Source organism: Campylobacter sp. RM16189 (assembly GCF_012978815.1).
In the GTDB taxonomy this organism is placed as follows: domain Bacteria; phylum Campylobacterota; class Campylobacteria; order Campylobacterales; family Campylobacteraceae; genus Campylobacter_A.
The window spans coordinates 131,853-156,001 of record NZ_LIWR01000006.1; the positions used below are offsets into that span (position 1 = coordinate 131,853).

Consider the following 24,149-nt stretch of genomic DNA (forward strand, 5'->3'; position numbering starts at 1 on the left):
TTTATATGGATAATGCCACAATAATATCTATTGTAAGCGTTGCCTTTTTTAGCTCCATAGGACACTGTATAGGTATGTGCGGGGGCTTTATGGTGGCTCTTTCGACTCTTGTAAACCGAGAAAATAAAATAAAAAATATATTTGCGATAGTCGGGTATAATGCGGCTAGAGTTAGCGCATATATCTTGCTTGGAGCGCTTTTTGGCGCATTTGGTAGCCTTTTTGCGCTATCTCTTAAGGCAAGGGGTTATTTTCTCTTTATAATTGGTGTTTTTTTAGTTATTTTGGGTATTGCTCTTATAAAACGCGGCAAAATTTTAAATTTTTTAGAGGGAAATTCCGCTATTTATAAATTTATAAATTTAAAAATCAGAATGATAATCTCAAAAGATATGAAATTTGGTTTTTTAGTGCTTGGGTTTTTAAACGGACTTATACCTTGTGGGGTAGTGTATTATTTTTTAGCTATTGCTATCTCGACAGCAAGCGCAATAAATGGTGCTTTGGTAATGGTCATTTTTGGTATGGTTAGTTTGGTTATGATGAGCTCTTACACTTTGATTTTAAAATTTTTAAACGATAAATTTAGAAGTTTTATGCTCTATCTATCCGGATTAGTAGTGATTATTTACGGTATTTATATATCTTTTATAGGATTTATGGCAACAAATGGATGATATAAAGACTAGATTTAGACAGTATCAAGATGCTATTGAGGCCAGTAATATTGTTTCAAAAACCGATATAAACGGTATTATAACCTTTGTAAATGATGAATTTTGCAAAATTTCAGGATTTAGCAGAGAGGAGCTCATAGGAGCAAATCACAATATAGTTCGTCATCCTGATGTGCCTAAAAAGACTTTTAAAATTTTGTGGGATACGATTTTAGCCAAGAAAGTTCATAAAAGTATAGTTAGAAATCTTACTAAAGATGGCAAAGATATATATCTGAATACTACGATTATTCCTATTTTGGATCCAAATGGAGATATTGAAGAATTTGTAGCTATTAGGCATAATGTAACTGATGTTATAAATTTAAATAATGAACTTTTAAAGACAAAAAGAGAGCTTGAGGATTTAAATCAAAACCTTGAAAATAGAGTTAAAGAACAGACTGCCGAGCTATTAAATTTAAATCAAAATTTAAAATGTCTGGTTGAGTCCGAGATAAAAAAGAATGAGGAAAAGACCCAGATGCTGTTTTTTCAATCAAGACTAGCATCAATGGGTGAGATGATAGCTAACATAGCTCATCAATGGAGACAGCCCCTAAACGAGCTTAGTATAATGCTTTTTAGGTTTAAAGAGGCGTTTTTAGCTCAAGACAGTTCAAGATTTCAGACAGATTATGATGATTCAAAGCGAATTATTAAAAATATGTCTCAAACCATAGAGGATTTTAGAAATTTTTTTGCGATAAATAGAGAAAAAGAGCTCTTTTTACCCTCTATTGCCGTAAAAAATGCAATGAAAATGGTTCAAGGCACATATGAAAAAGATAATATTAAGATAGACTTTTCTATAAAAGATGAGAGCGAAGTATTGGGTTTTAATTCTCAACTCTCTCAAGCGCTAATAATCCTTCTTTCTAATGCAAAAGATGCAATGAAAGATGTAAATAATGAAAAAGCTGTTACAATATCTATATATAAACAAAATAAATTTGTAGTTATTACGGTTAGTGATAATGGCGGCGGTATAAAAGATGAGATAATGGATAGGATTTTTGAGCCATATTTCACGACCAAGCATCCAAGTTCCGGTACCGGAATAGGACTTTATATGCTTAAGATGATAATTGAGAATATGAATGGAAAAGTTAGTGTAAAAAATGATAAATTTGGAGCTTGTTTTACAATAAAGATTCCATATATGGATAAAGGATAGATAGTGGTAGGAAATTTAAAAGAGCTTACAATACTTTTAGTAGAGGATGAAGGTGGGGCTAGAGAGTCTATGGGCGAAATTCTTGCAAATGAATTTAGCAAGGTTATTTTAGCCGGCAATGGCGATGAAGGGTTAAAGAAATTTAAGAAATTTAATCCAGACATTGTGGTAACAGATATTGCTATGCCTATAATGGACGGACTTGATATGTCAAAAGAGATTAAAATCATCTCCAGAAACACTCCTATCGTTATTTTAAGCGCATTTAGCGAAAAGGAGAGGCTGCTAAAAGCTATTGATGTCGGTATCGATAAGTATTTAATGAAGCCTATTGATATGGATGAGCTTTTTGCAACTCTTATAAATATAGCTCAATCAAAAATAGAGGGAGCAAATTTAATAAAAATTACTGATAGATACTCATTTAATCAAACAAAAAGAGTCTTAGTAAAAGACGGAATAGAGATAGCTCTGACTAAAAAAGAGCTTTCTTTTGTCTCGCTTCTTGTAAAAAGACTTGGAACTTTGGTTTTGATAGAGGAGATAAAAAGTATCGTATGGGTAGGTGAGAAAGTAAGTGATGCCGCTATAAGAACTTTCGTAAAGAGAGTTAGGGACAAGGTCGGAGCTGAGCTGATAAAGAATATCCCGGGGCTTGGGTACAAGATAGATTTAAAATAAATTTTAAATTTTTAATTAAATATATAAATTTTTCACTCGTTTAAGAATAGATATATATTTTTTAATTTAAAATACCATTTTAGTTACATTTTTATTTACAAATTTGAAAAGGAGGTTTTGATGCGACCATCAAATGCATTAAACTACGATTATACCGTAGCTAAGTACTTTATGTTTGCTACAATACTATTTGGCATCATCGGTATGGCTATCGGCGTAATAATAGCATTTCAGATGGCATATCCCGATCTAAATTATCTTGCCGGAGAGTATGGGACATTCGGTCGTCTTAGACCGCTTCATACATCAGGAGTTATATTTGGATTTATGCTTTCTGGTATATTTGCGACCTGGTATTATATAGGACAAAGGGTGCTAAAGGTCTCTATGAACGAATCGCCGTTTTTAATGTTTATCGGCAAATTTCACTTCTATTTATATATGGTTGTGATGGTTCTTGCGGTGATAAGTTTATTTGCCGGAGTTAGTACTTCAAAGGAGTATGCGGAGCTTGAATGGCCTCTTGATATAGGAGTTGTTCTTGTTTGGGTTCTTTGGGGTGTTAGTATATTCGGACTTATCGGAATTCGCCGCGAAAAGACGCTTTATATCTCGCTTTGGTATTATATAGCGACATTTCTTGGTGTTGCTATGTTATATCTGTTTAATAATATGGCGGTTCCTACGAAATTTGTTTCGGGATACGGCGACTGGTGGCATTCTGTCTCTATGTATGCAGGAACCAATGATGCTTTAGTTCAGTGGTGGTATGGACACAACGCTGTTGCTTTCGTATTTACAGTCGCGATAATTGCTCAAATTTATTATTTCCTTCCAAAAGAGAGTGGACAGCCGGTATTCTCATATAAGTTATCGCTTTTTGCTTTCTGGGGACTTATGTTTGTATATCTTTGGGCTGGTGGACACCACCTTCTTTATTCTACCGTTCCTGACTGGATGCAGACTATGGGATCTGTATTCTCAGTAGTTCTTATACTGCCATCTTGGGGTTCTGCTATAAACATGCTTTTAACAATGAAGGGCGAGTGGGTTCAGATACGTGAAAATCCGTTAATTAAATTTATGATTTTAGCTTCTACGTTTTATATGTTCTCAACTCTTGAGGGACCAATTCTATCCATTAAGTCAGTAAATGCTCTTGCGCACTTTACAGATTGGATTCCTGGACACGTTCATGACGGCACACTTGGTTGGGTTGGATTTATGACTATGGCGGCACTTTATCATATGACTCCTCGCGTAATGAAGCGTGAAATTTACTCAAAATCATTGATGGAAGTTCAATTTTGGATCCAAACAACAGGTATAGTTTTATACTTTGCATCAATGTGGATAGCTGGAATTACTCAGGGTATGATGTGGAGAGCAACTGATCAGTTTGGAAATCTTGCATATTCATTTATAGATACTGTCACGGTACTTATTCCATATTACTGGATCAGAGCTATAGGCGGACTTTTGTATCTGGTAGGATTTTTTATATTTACTTACAATATATATAAGTCAATGTCGGCTAAAGAGCTTACGAAAGAGCCATTTAGTGCAAGTCCTGCAGGTGTAAGGGGGTAGAGATGTTTAGTTGGTTAGAAAAAAATCCATTCTTTTTTGCCGTTGCTGTCTTTATAGTTATCGCGTATGCAGGAGTTATCGAAATTTTACCTGATTTTGCAAATCGCGCAAGACCGCTTGAGGGCATAAAGCCTCCTACGGTTTTAGAACTTGCTGGTAAGCATATATATATGAAAGATAGCTGTAATGCATGTCATACGCAGATGATTCGTCCTTTTAAAAGTGAGACCGATAGATACGGTATGTACTCTTTAAGCGGCGAATACGCTTACGATCGCCCTCATCTTTGGGGTTCTAAAAGAACAGGTCCTGATCTAAAACGTGTAGGCAACTACCGCACAACCGATTGGCACGAAAATCATATGCTAGAGCCTACATCTGTAGTGCCTGGTTCTATTATGCCAGCCTATAAGCATATGTTTAAAAATAATGCCGATATTGAGACGGCTTATGGTGAAGCCTTGACTACTAAAAAAGTATTTAATGTGCCTTACGATACGGAAGGAATGCCTAAGCTTGGCACATGGGAAGAGGCTCAGTCAATAGTAAAAGAGCAGGCTCAAATGATAGTTGATGAGATGAAAAATCAAGAAGTAAAAGATGCGTTTGCAAGAGGCGAGATAAGAGAGATCGTCGCTATAATCGCATACTTAAATAGCTTGAAATAAGGCAAGATCGTGGATGTGCAGGCTTTAAGAGAGATTCAAGGTTACGGATTTTTCTTCTTTACCGTTTTTTTAGTGGTTGTACTATATAGCTATTGCTATCATTTGTATAAATCAGAAAGAACAGGCAGGAGAAACTATGAAAAATACTCAAATTTAGTGTTAAAAGATGATTTGAGCGATGAAATTTTAGAGTCCGTATCTACGAGCAAGAATGTTAAAAAGGAAAGTTGAGTATGAAATGGTTTAATTTAGAAGATAATATTAATTTACTCTCGCTTATCGGCGCATTAGCTATCATATTGCTTACGCTATTTGTTGTCGGAAAATATGTAAAACAGATAAAGCATAGCAAATCCGAAGGCGAGCTTAGCGAGGATAATTGGGATGGAATAGGCGAGTATAAAAATCCTATTCCGGTAGGCTGGGCCTTGATATTTGTACTTACCATAGTATGGGCGATCTGGTATTATTTGGTCGGTTATCCTCTTAACTCATATTCTCAAATTGGCGAATATAACGAAGAGGTAAAGGCTATGAACGCTAAATTTGAGAAAGAGTGGGCGAATCCTGATATAAAAACTCTTCATGCAATGGGTGAGAGTATATTTTTAGTCCAATGCTCGGCATGTCATGGAATCACGGCTGACGGTATAAACGGCAAGGCCGCCGATTTAAACGTTTGGGGAAGTGAGCAGGGTATAGTAGATGCTATTATAAACGGCTCAAAGGGGCTTGATTACCCAATGGGAGAAATGCCTCCAGGAATGGCTGACGAGGAAGGCGCTAAGGCTATTGCAGCCTATATAGCCAAAGAGTTATCCGGTATAAAGTCAACTAAAAACGAAGCCTTGGTAGAGACCGGCAGATCCTTATATCCTGTATGTGCATCTTGCCACGGAGATGACGGCAAAGGAATGGATGGCATGAGTCCTGATCTTACTAAATATGGTACAAGTGATTTTGTAGTAGATGTGCTAAAACGTGGTAAAAAAGGTGCTATAGGCGCTATGCCTAAATTTGACGACGGAAGACTTAACGCATTGCAGCAAAAGGCTGTAGGCGAATATATCTTATCGCTTACGAAGTAAGGAGCTATGATGGAAAATACAAATAGAAACGTTTTTGCACTAAATGGTGCAACGGGAATGCTTATCGCTACCGTGCTTTTGCTAACTATCTTAGCCGTACTTACATATCTTGGCATTAAGGCTCAACAAGATGTGGCGCAAAAGCCATACACTATCGAAAATCCAAGTGCTATCGAGATGAAAAGCGTAGATAACGCTAAGCATATAAAGATAAAGGAGTAGAGATGTCGGCAATTTTAGAGAAGATTATAATCATAGGACTTGTCCTCTCTGCTATAATTTGTGCATGGGCTGTTTTAACTCCTAATCACCTGTTCGTAGGATGAAATTTATAAATTTTAAGGGCGTATTTATCGCCCTTGCTTTGCTTTTAACTTCTGCTTTTTCAAAAGATATTGTCCTAGTAAATCAAAAAATTTTAAGCGATAAAGTTGCTGAAAGAATAGAGCTTATAGGTGACGAGTTGTTTGAAAAATCAAGTATTTATGTGGGTATAGGCGTATTTGATAAATTAAATGGAAAAAATTTAAAAGAGGCTTTTGGCGAGTTAGATTTAAAGCCGCCTTTTGCATTTTTGATGCTGTCTAAATTTGAGCATAAGGTTGAAATTTTTGCCGATAGTGAAACTCTTAAACTCTTTAATAAAGAGGGAATTTTAAGCCCATATCCATCTAGCGGTTCGATTTTACCAATACTTACCTCAAAAAATGGCAAGGATATTTATAATGCTGCTATGCTTAACGGCTATGCTGATTTGGCTGAGCAGATAGCTTCGTCAAAGCGCATTAAACTAGAAAATGCGCTAGGCAGTTCAAATAAAATTTTTCTTGAGATCATCAGATTTTTCGTATATGGTTCAATAATCTTTGTTATAGTCGTGATGTCAGTTAAGAAATTTAGGAATAAAAATGCAAGATAATACAAAGACATTTTGGCCATACGCTATCGTGCTCTCTATCATAGCTATTGTCATAGCCTGCATAGCTACGATTGTAATTGCGCTTAAAAATCCCGTTCAGATGGATACTTTTTATATGGACAGATATCAAAACGTAGATGAGAATATCAATAAAATTCACGAGAGTCAAAAGAAGTTTGATTCTAAATTCAGTGTCGTTTTTAATAGTGTAAATCTAGAAAAACATAACGATTTTCTTAAAGCTATATTTGAATTTACCGTAGCTCCAAAAGATAACAAATCTGCTAATCTTAGCACTCAAATTTTATTAACCAGACCAGAAACTAATGAGCTAAATCAAAATTTAGAGGCGATTTGGCAAAATCAAAAATTAATTACAAATAGTGTAAAATTAACTAAAGAGGGTAGATGGCAGCTGCTTTTAAAGCTAAATGACGGCACAGATACCGGATTTTATAAATTTGAAATTGAAGCGAAGTGATAGATTTAAATAGACTTTTTGTTTTTACAAACTCACGTAAAATTCGTGATTTTAACTCAAAATTTGAAGAGCAGTTAATACCCAAGGCGATTACTATAGCCGAATTTGAAAAAAAGGCGGTTTTGGTAAAAGATCGTTTTGAAGCCGATAGCGTATATTTGCTAGTGCTTATGCAAAGAGCTAGTGCAAGCATCAAAGAGGCTAGAGAGCAGCTTAAAATACCCGATGAATTTTTTGCATTTTTAAAAAATAATGACTATCTTTTTAGCTTTTTTAAAGAGCTTGCAATTCAAAAAAAGAGCATAGAAGATATTAAATTTAGCGATATATACGCCAATTTTGAAGAGCATTTGACCATACTTGAAGCCGTGCTAAATAGATATAAAGAGCTACTTGAAAAAGAGAATTTATACGATGATATAGTTTTGCCTGAAATTTATAATCTAAACGAGGATTATATCAGGGAATTTGATGAAATTATCATAGAGATAGACGGATTTTTAAGTGATTTTGAATGGGAAATTTTAAATAAAGTTTCATCTCTTACCACTCTTAAAATCATATTTCAAACAAGTAAATTTAATAAAAAATTAGTAGATAAAATTTCTCAAGCTTCAGGAATTAAAAATTTTGCCGAGTATTCAAAATTTGAGCTAAATTTGAGTGATAAAACACTTAAAAATATCGGCACTATCAATAAAAAAAGAGAGATTCAGACTAGATCTTTTGCTACGACTAGCCTTGAGTGTGCTTATGTTATGGCTAAAGCAAGCGAGTTTATAAGAGATGGAATTGAGCCTGAAAAAATAGCAGTGATTTTGCCTGATGAGAGCTTTAGCGAGCTTCTTGCAATGTACGATTTTAACCGAATTTTTAACTTCGCTATGGGTGAGAGCTTTAAGAATACGAAATTTTTTCAAATTATAGAATATATTGTAGCTGCAATAAACGATAAAAAAAGAGTAAAATTAGACACTCAAAACAGATTTGAATTCAATGAATTTGAGTTTATTTTAGAATCTTTTGGGCTTAAAAACGAGCTTTTTAATAAATTTAAAGATCACTTTGAAATGAGCTGCGAATTTAGCTTTTTTAAAGTGCTTATAAATGAAATTTTATCTCTGCAAGATGATAAAAATGTCGAAGATTTAGTTTTAGAAGAGCTTTTTTATATAGAAAATTTGGCTAGATATTTTAACTTTACGCTAAGACAAATTTGTGAAATTTTCCTTATAAAGCTAAATACTCTCAAACTTGACGACATAGGCGGTGGCAAGATAAACGTAATAGGTATCTTGGAGAGTCGCGGAATGAAATTTGACGGTGTTATTATCGTTGATTTTAATGACGATTTGATACCAAAACTTAGCGTAAACGAGATGTTTTTAAACTCAAAGGTTAGAGAAAAAGCAGGTCTTATAAGCTATATAGATAGAGAAAATTTACAAAGATTTTATTATGAAAATCTCATAAATGAGTCCAAAAAAACAGCGATTTGTTATCTTGTAAATGAGGAAAAAATCCCTTCAAGATTTCTAAATGAGTTTATAGCTATTAAGGATATGAATTTTAGCGATGACGAGTATGCTAAGGTTTTATCGCGCGTGCAAGATGGAGCTAGGCTAAGGGCGTTTGATGATGAAGTGATTTTAAGGCATGATTTTTTTGCTAAGCCACTTTCATTTTCTAAGCTAAACACATTTTTAACATGTCCTAGGAAATATTATTATTCTAAAATTTTAGGAATTAGGCCAGCTTTGATGCCTCAAGATAGCCAAAATACAGCACTTGGAAATACTGTTCATGCGACGCTTTGCGAGTATTATAATAAATTTGAGAAATTTGATCTGATTGAATTTGAAAAAATTTTAAGTAGTAAGGAAATCTCGCCTCTTGATTTTGAAATTTTGATGATAAATTTTGAAAAATTTGCCAAAAAAGAGCAAGATAGATTTGCTCAGGGCTGGAGGGTTAAAGCCTGTGAAAAAGAGCTTAGTCGCAGCTTTGAAGGAATAATGTTGATAGGCTTTATCGATAGGATAGATAAGAGAGATGGCGAGATAAATTTAATTGATTACAAGAGTGGAAGTTTTGATAAAAAATCATTGCAACTTCCTTTTTATGAGGCTCTTGTGGGAACTAAATGCGAGGCTTTTTACTATGATTTAAAAAGCGAGATGGAGTTAGTTAAATCTGCTTCAAATATAGAAGATTTGCAAATAGAGCTTGAAAATCTTAAAAAAATCAACAAAAGCGAGATAAATTTTAGTCGCAATGTAAGTGCAGCATGCAGATATTGCGAATACAAAATAATTTGTAAGGGCGAACTATGAAGCCATTTTTGGCCCTAGAAGCAAGCGCTGGTAGCGGTAAGACCTTCGCTCTTAGTGTGCGATTTATCGCGCTTATATTAAGCGGTGCAAATATTAATGAAATTGTAGCCTTGACCTTTACCAGAAAGGCTGCAAATGAGATGAAAGAGCGTGTCGTAGAGACATTTTTAAATCTTGAAAAAAAACTAAGTGAGCTAGAAGAGATATCTAAGATTTTAAATAAAAGTAAAGAAGAAATTTTAGGGTTAAGAGATGCAAGGTTGTCTAAATTTTTAGAAGGAAATCTTAAAATTACTACCTTTGATTCGTTTTTTGCGATGATTTTAAGGCAATTTAGTCTAAATATGGGGCTAAGTTCTGATTTTAAAATAGTTTCTGGCTTAGAAAATCTGCAAAGAGCCGAGTTTGCACTTGAAATTTCAAAAGACAAAGCACTTTTAAAAGCGCTTGCTAACCTTATCATATCGGCTCAAAATAGTAAAAATAGCTTTTTTGATGCGCTAGAGATGTTTTATGATAATTTTAGCGAGATAAAGTGTGTGCAAAACTCTAAATTCCCAAGTGAAGTCGCGGTAGTAAACAGCCTTAGAAATTTATATGAATATGCATTAAAAAAAGATGCAAGTGACCAGGCTTTAAAGAGTTTTGAGTCAAAAAAACCAATCAGGCTGCTTGAGAGTGCTTTTGTAGAAAGGGATAGTTTAAACTATCGCACATATTCTAAAATTTATTCGCCTGAGCTTGATGAGCTTTTCTGGGAATTAAAGGCGAATTTAAAGCTATATTTTGATGAGCTTGAAGCTTACAAACTAAGCGAACTTAATAAATTTTTACAGATTTATAAAAGTGTTAAATTAGCGCTTAACAAAAGGTTAAGCAGCTTAACTTTTAGTGATGTTTCAAGATTAACTTATGAACTTCTTTGCAAAAATTTCGATGCACAAGTGCTTTATTTTAGGCTTGATGGACGGATAAATCATCTTTTAATTGATGAATTTCAAGATACTAACGTAACTCAATACGAGATAATGCTTCCTTTGATATCTGAAATTTTATCAGGATACGGACAGAACGGACTTGGAAGTTTTTTTTACGTAGGCGATATCAAGCAAAGTATATATAGATTTAGAGGCGGCAAAAAGGAGCTTTTTGCTAAATTGAAAGATGATTTTAAACAGATAAAAAGCTCAAGCCTTGATACAAATTACAGAAGTTTTGCCGCTTTAGTAAAATTTACAAATGCAATTTTTAAGGACAAAATTTCAGATTTCAAAGAGCAGCTCGCAAGCACTAAAAAAGATGATAGGATTTTAGACTTAAGAGTTGATTCTTGGTGTGAATATTTTGTGCCAGATAGCGATGATTACGGGTTTTTGCGAGTAGTAAGCAATGATGATATAGTTAGTGAAGTGCTAAATCAAGTTAAATTTTTACTTGAAAACGGAGTCAAAGATAATGATATCACTGTGCTTTGCTGGAAAAATGAGGATATAAACTTCATTTCTAGCGCTCTTGAAAGCGCAGGCATAAATTTGGTATCGGAAAGCACGTCTTCTTTGCTTCAAAGTCCTTATGTAAGAGCGATAGTAGAGTATGCTAAATTTTGTCTTTTAAAGGATCCAATTTATAAGCTAAACGTAGAAGCTTTGCTTGACACCAAGATCTATTTACTTGATATTAACCCATCTAAACCGGCTTTTTTAAGCCTAAATTATCTTGCTCAAAAACTAAATATTGATATTTCAAATATCGATATTTTAAGGCTTTTTGAACTTGCAAGAGAATTTAAAAATTTAGCAGATTTTATTTTTAATCTCGATAGCTTTGATGCCGTAATAAGCGCTAAAAATAGTGTAGGCGTAAAGATAATGACTGTGCATAAATCAAAAGGACTTCAGTTTGAAAATGTCATAGTATGCGACAGGATAGGAGGTTCTAAAAGCGATAGTTCCAGTTTTTTAGCCGAATATGACGTGAAAGATGGCTGGAAGATAAAGCAAAATATCAAAAAAGAGAGTTTTGATGAGGATTTTAAGAGACTTAAAAATAGAGCCAAAGAGCTTGAAAAAGAAGAGAATTTAAATAAACTTTACGTAGCTTTTACGAGAGCTATTTGCGGTCTTGTTGTTATTAAAAAAAGTAATCCAGATGGAAGAAATCCTAGTTTTTTTACCGCTTATGAGCTAAAAAGTAGTCAGGAAATTGTAGAGTATCTTGATTTGAAAGAATTTACTTTTGGTCAAATTATACCTAGTAAAAAAGATGAAATTCAACAAGTAAGAAATAGCAAAGATATAGATATTATCAAGGTTGCAAGGCAGGATATTGATAATAAAAAAGATAGTATGGCAAAAAATCAAAATGCCATATATCTAGGTTTAGCATTTCACTATCTCTTTGAGATGACGGCTAAATTTGATGAGAGAGCGTTGTGGGTGGCAAGATCTGCTATGTTTAATAAATTTCATAAATTTCTTTCTAATGATGAGCTTGAAGAGCTATTTTTAAGAGGATTAAATTTAATAAAAGACGAGAAATTTATAGAGTTTACTACCAATAAAAAGATATATAAAGAACAGCCTTTGAAATTTAATGGCTCGTTAAAGCAGATCGATCTTATGTGCATTGATGATAATGAAATTTGTATAATAGATTATAAGACAAGCGATAATAGTATCGATGAAAACATATCTCAAATAACGAACTATAGAGATGCTATAAGTAAATTTTATCCAAATCTTAAGATAAAAGCTGTATTATTTTACGCTCTAAAAAATAAAATTCAATATATTGAAATTTAAAAACTACTTAAATTAAGGTTTGTATAAGCTATTTTTAAATAAAATCACGTTCTAAAATTATTGGCAAAGGTAAAAAAATGACACAAATAACAAAGCCAAACGAGGTTAAACGAGATTGGATTGTCCTTGATGCGGAAGGCAAGCGTTTTGGTAGATTGCTAACCGAAGTTGCGACAATACTTCGTGGCAAAAATAAACCAAATTTTACTCCAAACGTTGATTGTGGAGATTATGTTATCATCATCAACGCTTCAAAAGTAGAATTTACAGGAAATAACAAAGCCGAAGATAAGCTATACTACAGACATTCTGGCTATTTCGGAAGTACAAAAAGTGAGAAATTTGGTGATTTGGTAGCCAATAAACCTGAAAAGCTATTTAAGCTTGCAGTTCGCGGAATGCTTCCAAAGACAAAACTTGGTAGAGAGATGATAAAAAAACTAAAAGTTTATGCGGGTAGCGAACATCCTCATACAGCTCAAATCGCTAAAAAAGAAGGAAAATAATTATGGCAAAAGTTTATGCAACTGGTAAAAGAAAAACTGCTGTCGCTAAAGTTTGGATAAAGTCAGGAAGCGGCAAAATCGTAGTAAATGGAATGGATCTAAATAGCTGGCTTGGCGGACATGAGGCTATCAAGCTAAAGGTTGTTCAACCTCTTCTAGTTACTAAGCAAGAGAGCCTTGTAGATGTGACTGCTACTACTTTGGGTGGTGGATATTCAGCTCAAGCTGAGGCTTTAAGACACGGAATTTCACGTGCTTTAGCTGCAATGGACGGTGATTTTAGAGCAGTTCTTAAACCAAAAGGCTTATTAACTCGTGACTCTCGTGTGGTTGAGCGTAAGAAATTTGGTAAGAGAAAAGCAAGACGTAGTCCGCAATTCTCTAAACGTTAATATATTTTTGTGGATCTTGGTATATCTGAGATTGTATTTAGTTTAATTCTCAAGACATATAAGGCTTTGAGAATTTTCTTTGTATTTGATAAATATTTATAAGTACAAATGAAGTATTTAAATAAAATTTATTAAATATATATAAAATAATATTTATGGTTTTATTAAAAATCATAAGAAAGGATATTCTATGAAAAAGATTGCTATTGCTTTAGTTGCTGCTACAGCTTTGTTTGCTACTGATTCAGCATATAACTACGAGTTAACTCCAACTATAGGAGGAGTTCATCCAGAAGGAAATCTTGGAACAAATGAACACGTTACTATAGGCTTAAGAGTTGGAAGAAATCTTGAAAATTCATTTTTAGATCAAGTTGAGCTTGGTTTTAATTACTCAAACAATATTAAAGAGTTTGGTGTAAAAGGTAACGCTGCAAGATACTTTGTAAACGCTATTAAGGATTTTGGATTAACCAATGATTTGTCACTTTATGGACTAGTTGGCGCTGGTTGGGAAGATGTATCTGCTAAATTTGTAGATAATGAAGATGGCGGATTCGGACAATATGGTTTAGGATTAAAATATAAAGTTACAGATAACTTCGCACTTCGTGTAGAGGCTGTAGACGCTATCAAATTTGAGCACGGAGATCACAATCTATTTTATACACTTGGCTTTGCTGTAGGATTTATCGAGAAAGCTGCTCCAGTAGTTGTTGCCGCCCCTGAGCCAAAACCAGTGATGCCAAAAGCTGTAAATCTTGATGATGATAATGATGGTGTTTTAAATGATGTTGATAAATGCCCTAATACTCCGGTGGGTGTTGTAGTTGACGAGACAGGCTGCGAGAAAGTTATCGTGCTTAGAGATTTAGGTGTAAATTTTGCATTTGATAGCTATAAAATAACACCAAAATATCTTGAGGAGATTAAAAAAGTTGCCGAGTTTATGAGTGAAAATCCAAACTACCGTGTAGTTTTAGAAGGCCATACTGATAGTACTGGTGCTGAGGCTTACAACTTAAAATTATCAGAAAAGAGAGCAAATGCTGTTGCTAAAGCCCTTGAGAATCTTGGTGTAAGCTCAAATAAGATCACAACCGTAGCTTACGGTGAGACTAAACCTGTGGCTGATAATAAAACAAAAGAGGGACGCGCTGAAAATAGACGCGTTGAAGCTAAATTTAATAAATAATTTAGGCTGTAAAAAACTACATTATTTAGGCTTTATCGCTATATAGCGGTAGAGCCTAATTTTTTATCTACTTTTTAATTAAAGAAAACAAATGAAAAAAACGATACTTTTTGATTTGGATGGCACACTTATAGACTCTACTTCCGCTATTTTAACAGGGTTTGATACTGCATTTAAAGTTCATAATAATCAAAAACCAGACCAGGATGCAGTAAAATCTCTTGTTGGACATCCTCTTGATGTTATGTTTGGCGGTCTTGGAGTGGATAAAGATTTGATTCAAAATTATATCGATGCTTATAAGGCTTGCTATAAACAAATTTATCTAGACCAAACAACCCTCTTAGATTTTGCTAAAGAGGCTGTAGAGCTTGCTAGCAAAATTGCTGACGTAGGAGTTGTTACTACAAAAACTTCTAAATTTTCTGTAAATTTACTTGAGTATTTGGGTATTAAAGAGTTTATTAAAACAGTAGTTGGCAGAGATGATGTAGTGCACCCCAAACCAAACCCTGAGCCTATTAATTTAGCTCTTAAAAATCTAGGTAAAGATAATGAGCAAAATAAAAAGTTTGCGTTTATGATAGGCGATACATGTATGGATATGATGGCAGCAAAATCAGCTGGTATAGAGGGTTTGGCTCTTTTGTGCGGTTATCAGGATTTGCAAAATTTGAAAAAATGCTCAAGCCATATCTTTGAAAATCCGCTTCGGGCAGTTGAGTTTATAGCAAAACTATAGAATAAATTTATTGAAGATTTAAGCTGTAAATCTATTTTAGTATTCATTAGTAATAAATTTATACTTTTAATTCATCTTAAAATACTCAATAATTCTTTTGATTAATCATATATTTTGGAATTTCGTTTTATAATAAAAGATTTTATGATAAAGATGAGGCAAATAAATGAGTAAAATTATGAAAACTATGGACGGTAACGAGGCGGCGGCTTACGCTTCTTACGCATTTACGGAAGTTGCGGGAATTTATCCTATTACTCCGAGTTCTCCGATGGCTGATTACACTGACGCTTGGGCTGCGGCAGGAAAGAAAAATTTATTTGGAATGCCCGTCAAAGTTGTTGAAATGCAAAGCGAAGGAGGCGCGGCAGGAACGGTTCACGGCTCACTTCAAGTAGGCGCGCTTACCACTACTTACACGGCTTCTCAAGGTCTGCTTTTAAAAATTCCTAATATGTATAAGATCGCAGGGCAGCTTCTTCCTGGAGTTATTCATGTGAGTGCTCGCTCTATCGCCGCTCAGGCGCTTTCTATATTTGGCGATCATCAAGATATCTATGCCTGTCGCCAAACGGGGTTTGCGATGCTGGCAAGCGGTTCTGTTCAAGAGGTTATGGATATCGCAGGCGTTGCGCATTTGGCGGCTATTAAGGGTCGCGTACCGTTTTTGCACTTCTTTGACGGATTTAGAACAAGTCACGAAATTCAAAAGATTGAAGTTATGGATTATGCTCATTTTGATAGACTTTTGGATAAAGAGGCGGTTCAAAAATTTAGAGACGAGGCGCTAAACCCTGAGAGTCCAAAGACTAGAGGTACGGCTCAAAACGATGATATCTACTTTCAAACCAGAGAGCTAACTAACCGCTTTTATGACGCGGTTCCTGATATAGTTGCTGATTATTTGGCTGAAATTTCAAAGATAACAGGACGCGATTATAAGCCGTTTAACTACTATGGAGATCCGCAGGCGGAGCGAATTATAATAGCTATGGGCTCGGTAACTCAAACCCTTGAAGAGGTTGTTGATCACTTAAGAGAAAAAGGCGAAAAAGTAGGCATTATCAAAGTTCATTTGTATCGTCCGTTTAGCTTAAAATACTTATTTGACGTTATGCCAAAAAGCGTTAAAAAAATCGCCGTTTTAGACCGCACAAAAGAGCCCGGAAGCTTGGGCGAGCCACTATATCTTGACATAAAAGCGGCATTTTATGAAAGCGAATTAAAACCTGTCATAGTCGGCGGTAGATACGGACTTAGCTCAAAGGATGTTGATCCTGCTCAGATGATCGCGGTATTTGAAAATTTAAAACTAAATGAGCCTAAAAACGGCTTTACCGTAGGAATTGTAGATGATGTTACATTTACATCGCTTGAGGTAAAAGAGAAAATTTCATTAAGTGATGATAGTGTAAAAGAGTGTTTGTTTTACGGACTTGGCGCGGACGGAACTGTTGGAGCCAATAAAAACTCCATTAAGATCATCGGCGATAAGACCGACCTTTACGCTCAGGCTTATTTCGCATACGATAGTAAAAAATCAGGCGGATACACACGCTCGCATTTAAGATTTGGCAAAAACCCTATCCGCTCGACATATCTTGTTTCAAACCCGCATTTTGTCGCATGCTCGGTCGCGGCGTATCTTGAACTTTACGAGGTTATAGACGGCATAAGACAAAATGGAACGTTTTTGTTAAACTCAATCTGGGATGCAGAGGAGACTTTGGCTAAAATTCCAAACAGAGTTAAGAGAATTTTGGCTCGCAAAAACGTAAATTTCTACATCATAAATGCTACTAAGCTGGCTCATGATATCGGGCTTAAGAATCGCACAAATACTATTATGCAGTCAGCCTTTTTTAAGCTTGCAGACATCATACCTTTTGAAGATGCGCAAAAATACATGAAAGAATACGCTCACAAAGCATACTCCAAAAAGGGCGAAGCGATAGTTGAGATGAACTATAAGGCTATCGATATGGGTGCCGGTGAGCTTGTAAAAGTACCAGTAGATCCTGCTTGGGCAAATTTAAACGATGAGAGCGATACGAAAGAACAATATATCGGAACCGATTTTGTCGAAAAGGTAGTAAAACCGATAAATGCGGCTAAGGGTGATAGCTTGCCGGTATCTGCGTTTTTGGGCTATGAAGACGGACACTTCGAGTCGGGAACAACGGCTTATGAAAAGCGCGGAGTGGGTGTGATGGTGCCAAAATGGATAGAGGAAAATTGTATCCAGTGTAACCAATGCGCATTCGTATGTCCGCATGCCGTCATAAGACCGTTTTTGATAGATGATAACGAGCTTGAAGCGGCTCCTCAAACCGTAAAAGATCACGTGTTAGACGCAAAAGGCAAGGAACTAAAAGGGCTAAAATATAAAATTCAAGTTAGTATCCTAGACTGCACCGGCTGTGAGCTATGCGCTCAAAACTGCCCTAGCAAAGAAAAATCTCTTGTAATGGTGCCTTTTGAGGAGGAACAAGAGAAAAACGAGCAGGTAAATGCCGATTATCTATTTAAAAATGTAACTTATAAAGATGATCTTATGAGCAAAGAAAGCGTCAAAGGCTCAAGCTTTGCTCAGCCTCTTTTTGAGTTCCACGCAGCTTGCCCGGGATGCGGCGAAACTCCTTATCTGGGACTTATCACAAGGTTGTTTGGCGATCATATGATAGTGGCGAATGCGACAGGTTGTAGTTCGATTTACGGAGGAAGTGCACCTTCTACGCCATACACCACAAATAAAGACGGACACGGCGTGGCTTGGGCGAATTCGCTGTTTGAAGATAATGCCGAATTTGGTATGGGTATGGAAGTAGCCACCCAAACTATTCGCCACCGCATAGAGGATATAATGCTTCGCACAAAAGATATCGTGCCAAACGCACTTAGCGCACTTTATACCGACTGGTGTGAATTTAAAAACGATAGTGCTAAAACCAAAGAGATAGCTAAAATTTTGGTGCCGATTTTAGAGCAAAATTCGCAAGTTGAAGGCGTGAAAGAAATTTTAAGCCTTAAAAAATATCTCATTAGAAAATCTCAATGGATCATCGGAGGCGACGGTTGGGCTTATGATATCGGCTTTGGCGGACTTGACCACGTGCTTGCAAGCGGAGAAAACGTAAATGTGCTTGTGCTTGATACGGAAGTTTATTCAAATACGGGCGGGCAAAGCTCAAAAGCAAGCCGTGCGGGTTCTATCGCGCAATTTACCGCCTCAGGCAAGCCTGCTCAGAAAAAAGACCTTGGCTATATCGCGATGACTTATGGTAATATATTTGTAGCACAGATCAACTCAAACGCAAGCCAAGCAAACACGATAAAAGCGATTTTGGCGGCTGAAGCGTATGACGGACCAAGTCTTGTTATAGCCTACTCGCCTTGTATCGCTCACGGTATCAAAGGCGGACTTAGCTATTCGGGTAATCAGGCCGAACTTGCGACAAAATGCGGCTATTGGCCAACTTATGTCTATGATCCAAGACTAATGAAAGAGGGTAAAAATCCGCTTAAGATGACATCTAAAGAGCCTGACTGGAGCCTTTATGAGGAATTTTTATTAAATGAAGTTAGATATAGCGCTCTTAAAAAGACAAATCCAGAGCATGCAGATGCGCTTTTAAAGAAAAACGAAGATGACGCTAAGCGTCGCTATCGCCAGCTAAAACGCTTATCTGTGGCTGATTTTAGCGATGAGGTTGAAGTTAAAGAAGAAAACCAAGCAGAAAATTAACAATACATAAATTTGACTGTGCTTTTGTGCAGTCAAATTTACTCTTTAAATACCAAAAATAAATGCTTTTGTGATTAAAATTTTAGTATTTTATTCTATAATAAATTTGGACTTTTAATTAACATTACTTGCTAAAATAAACAATAAATTTAAGTATAAATTTTAAGAATAACTACAAAATTTACAAACTAAAATTCATGTTACAAATTTACACTAAACTGATAATAGATATCATAACTAAGAAATAATTTAGCAAAGATAGTTTATAATAATCACTATCAAGATAAACAAAAGCTAGGAGTTCACATGTCAGTTTTAGTAATCGGAGCCGACGAGATAACGCCGATAAAAGCGGTTTTAAGAGATTTGGGCGCGGACAAGATAGAGCACTGGGACGCAAGAAACGAAAACAGAGTAAATCGCAAGCCAATCCCGCAAGATACTAAATGTGTCGTGATGCTAACGAGCTTTTTAAATCACAACACAATGAAGACCATAAAAACTCAAGCCAAAAAGCGAAATATCCCGATAGTATGCGCAAAAAGAAGCGTTAGTTGCGTATTTTGCGAATACTGCAAAGTCTTTGGACTAGACAAGGAATTCAAATGCAAATCCAAAGATTGCTAAATGAAATTCGGCTTTTTATCAGATATTGGAGAAATAACTCCAAGTATTTTTTCAAAGCTTAACAGGGTAAATAAAGCAAAAATTTTCATAAATTTGTATAACTCATGCGTTGAAGATGAGCTAAAAATTCCTCAAATTTATCACAAATTTGGACTTAGCTTGCAAAATATCTTTTTAAAAAGAGTTGATGAGTTATGCAAATTTAAACACCAAAGCTTTAAAAAAGCCGTTAGCTTTTGTGTAACTTCAAGCGTGATAATTCATGCCTTTAAAAATGGAAATTTAGATGAAATTCCCGTTATCGCAGGCACTCCTAAGCACCCTGCTGCAAAGCTTTTGATGCTGCTTAAATCACAAAACGGAATTTGTTTTGACGCAAATATAATGTTTTCTCAGTTTGTTTATGATAAAATCCGCAGAAAACATCTTGATAAAAATGTTTATTTTCAAGACGGCATAATCTTTGCAGAGCATAACGGCAGAAAAATTTTCGGAGTTTTTCCTAGCTTTAAAGAGATTTCAAAAGATAGGTTTCATCTTGCAAATTACGAAATCGCAAGGGCTTTTAAGGCTCTTGAGGAGAACGGATTTGACAGGATGTTTGTTGTTTTTCCGCGCAACACAAACTTCTTAAAACACATAGAGGTCGATACTTGTTGCGGAAGCTATGGCGGTGAGGCTAGGCTCAAGCTCGTTCCTTACACTATCAGCCATAATGTATTTTAATTTAAGGAAAGTTTATGATAGGAATAATTTTTGGAAGCAGTATGGGAAATACTGAAGAGGCGGCAAAATTTTTGTCTGAAAATTTAGGGCTTGAAAACGAGCTTTTAAATGTAAGCGATTGTGACGCAGATAAGATAAATGGCTTTGATAAGCTGATCCTTGGCACCTCTACTTGGGGAAGCGGCGACTTACAAGATGACTGGGATGCGTTTGATTTCGAAGGTCTTGAGCTTAGCGGCAAAACTGTTGCGGTATTTGGAATGGGCGACAGCGAGAGCTATAGCGACGAGTTTTGCAACGCTATGGGCAAGCTTTACGATCATGTTGTCAAACAAGGCGGAAAAGTCGTAGGTAGCGTATCAACAGATGGATATAGCTTTGATAGTTCCGATTCTGTTCGCGACGGCAAATTCGTAGGACTTGCCCTTGATGCGGATAATGAAAGCGATCAAACAGAGCCAAGAATTCTTGCTTGGATTGAGCAGATAAAACCGAATTTCGCATGATTTATTTCCCCTGTCTTTTGGGGAAAACTTTTTAAAATAAATCTTGTATCAATCTACTATAAAAACCACTAAATTTTAAGCCTTTTGTAGTTAAAATATTTTTTAAATTTTTACAGTTGGAGTAATGATGGCATTTCAGAATGTAGAGTGGCAAAAATTTTATGAAAAAGCCTGGAAAGTAAGAGCAGAGTTTATGAGTGAGTGTTTAAGCCGTGGAATGAATGGCTACCAAGCCATTAAAGAGCTTGAAAAGAAAGAACGTAAATATCGTATATCAATAACAGATGGCGAAGTAATATCATGGGAAAAGATTAAAGGAGATCCCACAAATGCGATATCTGAATCGATTAATATTCCCATAATGCGACTAAGCTCCATGAGGGGCAATGAGATTGTAATACCATTTTATGCAAATTTTAATTTTGTTGATATGCTTATAGATATTTTTGACGAGACGGGGCCTTACGATTCCATTATCGAACTTGGATGTGGATATGGAAGAAATTTGTTTGAGATATTTTATAGAGGTGGACCTGTCGATACCCCATATTTTGGCGGAGAATTTACAAAAAGCGGTGTAGATCTTGCTAACAAACTGGCTAAAGCAACTCCAAATATGAATGCTAAATTTTTTCATTTTAACCATCTCGAACCAAGACTAGATATTGATTTTGGAGAGCGAGCATTTATATTTACTTGTCATTCTATTGAGCAGGTGTCACAAATTTCAGATAATTGGTTTGAGGTTGTGGCAAATTCTGCCAAACAAGTTAGATGCGTACATCTTGAACCATTTGGTTTTCAGATGCATCTAACAGGCCCTTTAAGTCAAAAACATATGGAATTCATAGTGCAGCAAGGTTGGAATGTCAATTTTACCGATATGTTAAAACAAGCTTCTAAAAACAAAATAATAGAGGTAGATGGTGCGATATTGGAGATCGGATTTTCGCAAGATCCGTTTAATCCGGGTTCGATTGCTATATGGCATAGTGATAGAAAATAGTTGTTTTTTCTTATGTTACTAAATTTGAAAGAATTTTCAGAGCAAAACCCTATAAGATGGGCCATATTAATGGGATTTTTGTCTTGCTGGGCTATAGTTATAGTCGCTTTTATGGATGCTAAAATAGATTTTAATTCATCAGGTCAAAACAAAGAAACCGAGTCTCTTCAAACTGTTTTTTATCTTTTGGCATCTTATATCTTTATTAAATTTTTTACATTTTTTAAAAAATTTTCATTTTTCTCTCTTGCGTTGTTTTCATTATTTCTCACAGGTATTTATCTAGTAACTAATATATATTTATTAAAATTAGTTCCTGCGCCAAACGAGTTTTACCAAAATATTAGCTATGCATTCTCGGCTGGATTAAGTTTTATATATATTTTTATATTAAATTTAATTCCTTCAAAATTTTTCAAGGTTAAATAATTCTCTGATATCAGCAGTTTTGTCTTTGAGGTTTTATCAAATTTTCGCTACAATCTCACGAAAAAAAGGATAGATATGCCGCTACTTGATAGTTTTTGTGTAGATCACGTAAAGATGAACGCACCCGGAGTTCGCCTGGCTAAAACGATGAAAACACCAAATGGTGATGATATAAGCGTTTTTGATCTTAGATTTTGCAAGCCAAACGAGGAAATTTTGCCTGAAAAGGGCATTCATACGCTTGAGCACCTCTTTGCGGGATTTATGAGAGATCACCTAAATGGCAATGGAGTTGAGATCATCGATATATCGCCGATGGGCTGTAGAACGGGCTTTTACATGAGTCTTATTGGCACTCCTAGTGAATATATGGTAAGACAGGCGTGGCTAGCCTCTATGCAAGACGTTAAAAACGTAAAAAGTCAAAGCGAAATCCCAGAACTAAACGTATATCAATGTGGCACATACAAGATGCACTCGCTTGATGAAGCGCACGCGATAGCCGATAAAATTTTAAAAAGCGGACTTGGCATCATAAATAACGATGAAATCAAACTTGATCTAAAAGCTATGGGTTTGTGAGCGAAATTTGACGCGGATGAGCTGTGCAAAGCCTGAAAATTTAAGCGAAAACAAGGCTTTTCTAACCGAGCAAATTTTAACCTATCTTGGCAATAAGCGCTCCTTACTTGGATTTATAGAGCAGGGCGTATTGCACGCTAAAAGCGAATTAAGGCGAGATAAGTTAAGTTGCGCGGATGTCTTTTCGGGTTCGGGAATTGTGGCTAGATTTTTAAAGCGACATGCAAATTTTATCGTTGCAAACGATCTTGAGCTGTATTCTAAAATCACAAATGAGTGCTACCTTGCAAATTTGACGCCTGAACTTAAAGGTGAACTTAAATCAAATTTGGCAAAGCTCAAAAAAGAGATAAAAAGCGAGCTTAAAAGCGGTTTTATCACTGAGCTTTACTCGCCAAAAGATGAGGCAAATATCACTCCAAACGATAGAGTTTTTTACACTCCTTATAACGCGCGCTATATCGATACGGCAAGGGCTAAGATAGAGCTTTTGGATGAGCGGCTAAAACCATTTTTCCTAGCTCCGCTTTTACACTCTGCGAGCGTGCATGCAAATACGAGCGGAGTTTTTAAGGGGTTTTATAAAAATAAAGATAAAATAGGGCAGTTTGGCGGCGAAGGAAGAAACGCGTTAAAAAGAATTCTAGCTCCTATCGAGCTTAAAATGCCTGTTTTTTCAAATTTTAACGTCGAATTTGAAGTTATGCAAAAGGACGCAAATTTACTAGCAGGCGAGATTGGCAAGATCGATCTAGTCTATCTTGATCCTCCTTATAACCAGCACCCTTACGGCTCAAACTACTTTATGCTGAATTTGATTGCCAAATACGAGCGTCCAAGTGAAATTTCAAAAGTTTCAGGCATAGCTAAAGATTGGAATCGCTCCGTTTATAATCAAAGAGCAAACACTGCCGAAGCGTTTTTTGATCTCATTGGCAAGCTGAAGGCTAAATTTGTGCTAATTTCTTTTAACTCGGAAGGGTTTATCTCTAAAGAGAGTTTTGATAAAAACCTTAAAAAATTTGGAAAAGTAGAGTTGAGAGAACAAAAATACAATACATTTCGTGGAGGTAGAAACTTAAATAGTAGAAATTTACACGTAAACGAACTTCTTTATATATTAAAAAAATAAGTTAATAATTTATCTTTTTAATATATATTTAATCAATTATAAAGCTACTAAATATATCAATGTAATTTTAAGTTCAATTTTAATAAAATTTCATTAACTTTATTTTT

General features: G+C 35.4%; 24 protein-coding genes. All 24 read left to right on the forward strand.

Annotated features, from left to right (window positions below; translation table 11 throughout):
* Positions 1-5 precede the first annotated feature (5 nt).
* A complete protein-coding gene (locus tag CDOM16189_RS05995) occupies positions 6-677 on the forward strand; it encodes a sulfite exporter TauE/SafE family protein (RefSeq protein WP_169975770.1) in 672 nt (223 codons plus the stop codon).
* On the forward strand, positions 670-1,893 hold the full coding sequence (locus CDOM16189_RS06000; RefSeq protein ID WP_169975772.1) for a PAS domain-containing sensor histidine kinase: 1,224 nt from the start codon (positions 670-672) through the stop codon (positions 1,891-1,893). Before CDOM16189_RS05995 ends, CDOM16189_RS06000 begins: the two co-directional genes overlap by 8 nt.
* Before the next feature lie 3 nt (positions 1,894-1,896).
* Positions 1,897-2,574, forward strand: coding sequence for a response regulator (locus CDOM16189_RS06005; RefSeq protein ID WP_169975774.1), 678 nt, complete (start codon positions 1,897-1,899; stop codon positions 2,572-2,574).
* 120 nt (positions 2,575-2,694) lie between these two features.
* Positions 2,695-4,164, forward strand: coding sequence for a cytochrome-c oxidase, cbb3-type subunit I (gene ccoN / locus CDOM16189_RS06010; RefSeq protein WP_169975776.1), 1,470 nt, complete (start codon positions 2,695-2,697; stop codon positions 4,162-4,164).
* A gap of 2 nt (positions 4,165-4,166) precedes the next feature.
* Complete coding sequence (ccoO, locus tag CDOM16189_RS06015; RefSeq protein ID WP_169975778.1) at positions 4,167-4,832, forward strand: cytochrome-c oxidase, cbb3-type subunit II; 666 nt, start codon at positions 4,167-4,169, stop codon at positions 4,830-4,832.
* Positions 4,833-4,841: 9 nt separating this feature from the next.
* Positions 4,842-5,063, forward strand: coding sequence for a cytochrome c oxidase, cbb3-type, CcoQ subunit (locus CDOM16189_RS06020; protein WP_169975780.1), 222 nt, complete (start codon positions 4,842-4,844; stop codon positions 5,061-5,063).
* A 2-nt stretch (positions 5,064-5,065) separates the two neighbouring features.
* Complete coding sequence (locus tag CDOM16189_RS06025; RefSeq protein ID WP_169975782.1) at positions 5,066-5,920, forward strand: c-type cytochrome; 855 nt, start codon at positions 5,066-5,068, stop codon at positions 5,918-5,920.
* Between the two features lie 9 nt (positions 5,921-5,929).
* Entirely contained in the window at positions 5,930-6,142 is a 213-nt protein-coding gene (locus CDOM16189_RS06030; RefSeq protein WP_169975784.1) for a DUF4006 family protein, read from the forward strand.
* A 100-nt stretch (positions 6,143-6,242) separates the two neighbouring features.
* A complete protein-coding gene (locus CDOM16189_RS06035; RefSeq protein ID WP_169975786.1) occupies positions 6,243-6,839 on the forward strand; it encodes a hypothetical protein in 597 nt (198 codons plus the stop codon).
* The gene (locus CDOM16189_RS06040; protein ID WP_169975788.1) at positions 6,829-7,320 is read left to right on the forward strand and encodes a FixH family protein; all 492 of its coding nucleotides are present in this window, start codon (positions 6,829-6,831) and stop codon (positions 7,318-7,320) included. Before CDOM16189_RS06035 ends, CDOM16189_RS06040 begins: the two co-directional genes overlap by 11 nt.
* Positions 7,317-9,653, forward strand: a complete 2,337-nt coding sequence (locus tag CDOM16189_RS10020) for a PD-(D/E)XK nuclease family protein (protein WP_170000847.1) — start codon at positions 7,317-7,319, stop codon at positions 9,651-9,653. The genes CDOM16189_RS06040 and CDOM16189_RS10020 overlap by 4 nt, the downstream gene beginning before the upstream one ends.
* Entirely contained in the window at positions 9,650-12,454 is a 2,805-nt protein-coding gene (locus tag CDOM16189_RS06050) for a RecB-like helicase (RefSeq protein WP_170000848.1), read from the forward strand. The genes CDOM16189_RS10020 and CDOM16189_RS06050 overlap by 4 nt, the downstream gene beginning before the upstream one ends.
* A 77-nt stretch (positions 12,455-12,531) precedes the next feature.
* Positions 12,532-12,960 carry a 50S ribosomal protein L13 gene (gene rplM, locus CDOM16189_RS06055; protein WP_169975794.1) on the forward strand — a complete coding sequence of 143 codons (429 nt, stop codon included), beginning with the start codon at positions 12,532-12,534 and terminating at the stop codon, positions 12,958-12,960.
* A gap of 2 nt (positions 12,961-12,962) precedes the next feature.
* Positions 12,963-13,352 carry a 30S ribosomal protein S9 gene (rpsI, locus tag CDOM16189_RS06060; protein ID WP_169975796.1) on the forward strand — a complete coding sequence of 130 codons (390 nt, stop codon included), beginning with the start codon at positions 12,963-12,965 and terminating at the stop codon, positions 13,350-13,352.
* A gap of 190 nt (positions 13,353-13,542) precedes the next feature.
* On the forward strand, positions 13,543-14,547 hold the full coding sequence (locus CDOM16189_RS06065) for an OmpA family protein (RefSeq protein WP_169975798.1): 1,005 nt from the start codon (positions 13,543-13,545) through the stop codon (positions 14,545-14,547).
* A gap of 91 nt (positions 14,548-14,638) precedes the next feature.
* The gene (locus tag CDOM16189_RS06070; RefSeq protein WP_169975800.1) at positions 14,639-15,289 is read left to right on the forward strand and encodes an HAD family hydrolase; all 651 of its coding nucleotides are present in this window, start codon (positions 14,639-14,641) and stop codon (positions 15,287-15,289) included.
* Between the two features lie 166 nt (positions 15,290-15,455).
* Positions 15,456-19,034, forward strand: coding sequence for a pyruvate:ferredoxin (flavodoxin) oxidoreductase (nifJ, locus tag CDOM16189_RS06075; protein WP_169975802.1), 3,579 nt, complete (start codon positions 15,456-15,458; stop codon positions 19,032-19,034).
* Positions 19,035-19,340: 306 nt separating this feature from the next.
* The gene (locus CDOM16189_RS06080) at positions 19,341-19,661 is read left to right on the forward strand and encodes a DUF2325 domain-containing protein (protein WP_169975804.1); all 321 of its coding nucleotides are present in this window, start codon (positions 19,341-19,343) and stop codon (positions 19,659-19,661) included.
* Positions 19,662-20,387, forward strand: coding sequence for a hypothetical protein (locus CDOM16189_RS06085; RefSeq protein WP_169975806.1), 726 nt, complete (start codon positions 19,662-19,664; stop codon positions 20,385-20,387). It abuts the gene before it with no gap.
* 14 nt (positions 20,388-20,401) lie between these two features.
* Complete coding sequence (gene fldA, locus CDOM16189_RS06090; protein ID WP_169975808.1) at positions 20,402-20,893, forward strand: flavodoxin FldA; 492 nt, start codon at positions 20,402-20,404, stop codon at positions 20,891-20,893.
* A gap of 127 nt (positions 20,894-21,020) precedes the next feature.
* A complete protein-coding gene (locus CDOM16189_RS06095; protein WP_169975810.1) occupies positions 21,021-21,899 on the forward strand; it encodes a class I SAM-dependent methyltransferase in 879 nt (292 codons plus the stop codon).
* A complete protein-coding gene (locus CDOM16189_RS06100) occupies positions 21,900-22,328 on the forward strand; it encodes a hypothetical protein (protein WP_169975812.1) in 429 nt (142 codons plus the stop codon).
* Between the two features lie 75 nt (positions 22,329-22,403).
* Positions 22,404-22,910 (forward strand): S-ribosylhomocysteine lyase, encoded by a 507-nt coding sequence (gene luxS, locus CDOM16189_RS06105; protein ID WP_169975814.1) that lies wholly within the window; start codon positions 22,404-22,406, stop codon positions 22,908-22,910.
* Between the two features lie 16 nt (positions 22,911-22,926).
* Positions 22,927-24,042 (forward strand): DNA adenine methylase, encoded by a 1,116-nt coding sequence (locus tag CDOM16189_RS06110; RefSeq protein ID WP_169975816.1) that lies wholly within the window; start codon positions 22,927-22,929, stop codon positions 24,040-24,042.
* Positions 24,043-24,149: the final 107 nt, after the last annotated feature.